This window comes from Kitasatospora sp. NPDC029367 (assembly GCF_055569135.1).
Genome location: NZ_JBVHYH010000160.1, coordinates 1 through 2,527 on the forward strand (window position 1 = coordinate 1; position 2,527 = coordinate 2,527).

Sequence of the window (2,527 nt, forward strand, 5' to 3'; positions counted from 1 at the left end):
CCCCCCACCCCCCCCCCCTCCCCCCCCCCCCCCCCCCCCCCCCCCACCCCCCCCCCCCCCCCCCCCCCCCCCCCCCCCCCCCCCCCCCCCCCCCGGGCCCACCGGGAACCGCGTCACAGCTCGGACAGCCCCCAGCCGCTCACCGTCAGCTCGTCCCCCACCCGCACCGTGCCCGGGCGCAGCACCGCGAACTTGCTGCCGAGCGCCACCCCGCCGACCGCCGCCCGGCGGTACCGCGCCAGGGTGCGCAGCGGCTCCGGGCCCGCCTTGGCGCCGGTCGACTGGTCCACCAGCGTCACCGCGCAGCGGATCGCCAGCTTGGTGTAGCCGAACTCGGCGCCGCCGACGCGGAAGCGGCGCAGCAGGTCCTCGGTGTGCGGCTCCGGCCAGCCGTCCACCACCAGGTTCGGGCGGAACCGCTCCACCGGCAGCGGGTCGACGTCCTCATCAATGCGCGCGTTGAAGTCGTCCAGGGTCGCCCGGGACAGCAGGTGCATCGCGCTGCTGTCGGCGAAGCCCGACGTCCCCGGGGTCAGCCCGTCGGTCGCCCGGTTGTGCTCCGGCGGCACCCGGACCAGCCGGCTGGGCGCGCCCAGCACCCGGGACAGCCAGGCGGCCGCCTCGTCGCCCTGGTCGACGGCCGGGTACGGCACGCCGAACAGCTCGACCTTGCGCCGTGAGCCCGAGGTGTCCACGGCGAAGGCCACCGGCTGCACGCCGGGCGCGGCCAGCGACAGCCGGGCACCGCCCTCCGCCACCGCCGGGCGGACGGTCGCCAGCAGCGGATCCCGCCGCTGGGAGCGGAACACGCCGTCCTGGTCCACCACCATGAACTCCCGGTCGTGCGCCAGCCCCGCCCCGGTCACCTCCGCCCGCTCCGTGCGCACCCCGGCGCAGCCCTTCACCGGGTAGTACCGCAACTCCGTCACCGTCGCCATGTCGCCCCCCGTGGTCCGCGGCCGCCCGGGCCGCTCTTCTCCTCGCCCCCGTAGGGTAGTTGCACGGCAGGTGCGGGCCGGCCCGGCCGTCGTGCCGGTGAACGCCCGGCGGCCGTGCGGTTGCTAGGGTCTGCGCATGGCACCGAGCAGCGCGAACCCCCCGGGACGGCTCCGGCGCGACGCGCAGCGCAACCGGGACCAGCTGCTCGCCGCCGCCCGCGAGATGTTCTCCCGGCACGGCCTCGACGTCCCGCTGGACCAGATCGCCAAGGAGGCCGGCGTCGGCAACGCCACCCTCTACCGGCACTTCCCGACCCGCGAGGCGCTGATCGCCGAGGTCTTCGCGGACGCCGGGGCCGGACTGGCCGAAGCCGGGCGGGAGGCGCTCGCCGCCGAGGACGCCTGGACCGGTCTGGAGGGCTACTTCGAGCGGATCTTCGCCCTGGTCGCCGCCGACCGCGGCATCAACGACCTGGTCACCCAGGCCATCCCGGTCATCCCCGGCATGATCGAGATCAGTCGCGGGCACGCCGCCACCGTCGGCACCCTGATCGCCCGCGCCCAGGAACAGGGCACCATGCGGCGCGACGTGGTCACCATGGACCTGCTCTTCCTGCTCGGCCCGCTCTGCCGCGCCCTGCCCGCCGCCACCGAGCTGCGCCCGGACCTCTGGCGCCGCTTCCTCGCCCTGCTGCTGGACGGGTTCCGCGCGCGGGCCGCCCACCCGCTGCCCGTCCCGCCGATCGGCGAGGAGCACCTGGACCGGATGTTCGCCGATCTGTGGGAGGCCGAGGCCCCGGAGGCCTGACGTCCGTCGGGCCGTCCGTCGTCGGCCGTGGGCATCAGGGAGGCGTACGGAACACCGAGTGACGCGTCAGGGCCGTGTCAACGGGTGCGGGCGGGCGCGGGCGGGCCGCTTTGCTGGGGTGATCCGCCCGGGGGCGGCGGCGCGGACGGAGAGGCGGGGCGGGCGATGACGGACACGGGTACGGGCGACGGCCGGATCGTGGTCGGCGTCAGCGGTTCGCTCGGCAGTCTCGCCGCCCTGCACCACGCGGTGGCCGAGGCCCGGCGGACGGACGTCGAGGTGCTGGCGGTGCTGTGCTGGACCCCGCCGGGGGAGGAGCTCGGGTACCGCCGCTCGGTCTGCCCGCCGGTGGTCGGCGCCGGCCGGGACGCCGCCGTCGCCCGGCTGCGGAAGGCACTCGACGAGGCCTTCGCCGGGCGGTACGCCGGAGCCCGGCTGCGCTGTCAGGCCGTGCGCGGCGAGACCGCCCACACCCTGCTGCGCTGCGCGGACCGGCCGGGGGACGTCCTGGTGCTCGGCGCCGGACGGGACCGGGGCTGCCTCTCCCGGCTGGTCCGGCCGTCGGTCACCGCCTACTGCGTCCGGCACGCGACCTGCCCGGTGCTCACCGTGCCGCGCCCGCCCCTGCAGCGGGACTTGGAGGCGCTGGAGCGCGGTTACGGCCTGCGGGACCTGGTGGCAGGCAACTAGGGCGTGTCTTGTGGATCAGGCCAGGCCCGCGACGCCAGGGCACGCACCTCGCCGCGTTGTCGTCGGTCGCCGATGGCCCCCAGCCTTCGGC

The 2,527-nt window shown here is 76.9% G+C and carries 3 protein-coding genes; 2 read left to right on the plus strand and 1 reads right to left on the minus strand.

The window, feature by feature from the left end; genetic code table 11:
- Positions 1 to 113: 113 nt before the first annotated feature.
- The gene (locus tag ACZ4W5_RS37935; protein ID WP_465659808.1) at positions 114 to 938 is read right to left on the minus strand and encodes an MOSC domain-containing protein; all 825 of its coding nucleotides are present in this window, start codon (positions 936 to 938) and stop codon (positions 114 to 116) included.
- A 136-nt stretch (positions 939 to 1,074) separates the two neighbouring features.
- Between ACZ4W5_RS37935 and ACZ4W5_RS37940 the strand changes: the two genes are divergently transcribed.
- Positions 1,075 to 1,746 carry a TetR/AcrR family transcriptional regulator gene (locus ACZ4W5_RS37940; RefSeq protein WP_360237197.1) on the plus strand — a complete coding sequence of 224 codons (672 nt, stop codon included), beginning with the start codon at positions 1,075 to 1,077 and terminating at the stop codon, positions 1,744 to 1,746.
- Between the two features lie 165 nt (positions 1,747 to 1,911).
- Positions 1,912 to 2,436: a universal stress protein gene (locus tag ACZ4W5_RS37945; protein ID WP_465659810.1), complete on the plus strand. Its 525-nt coding sequence runs from the start codon at positions 1,912 to 1,914 to the stop codon at positions 2,434 to 2,436.
- The last annotated feature ends 91 nt before the right edge of the window (positions 2,437 to 2,527 follow it).

Coding starts and splice junctions, on each gene's coding strand:
- ACZ4W5_RS37935 (WP_465659808.1), bottom strand. CDS start 938: ATGGCGACGGTGACGGAGTTGCGGTACTACCCGGTGAAGGGCTGCGCC.
- ACZ4W5_RS37940 (WP_360237197.1), top strand. CDS start 1,075: ATGGCACCGAGCAGCGCGAACCCCCCGGGACGGCTCCGGCGCGACGCG.
- ACZ4W5_RS37945 (WP_465659810.1), top strand. CDS start 1,912: ATGACGGACACGGGTACGGGCGACGGCCGGATCGTGGTCGGCGTCAGC.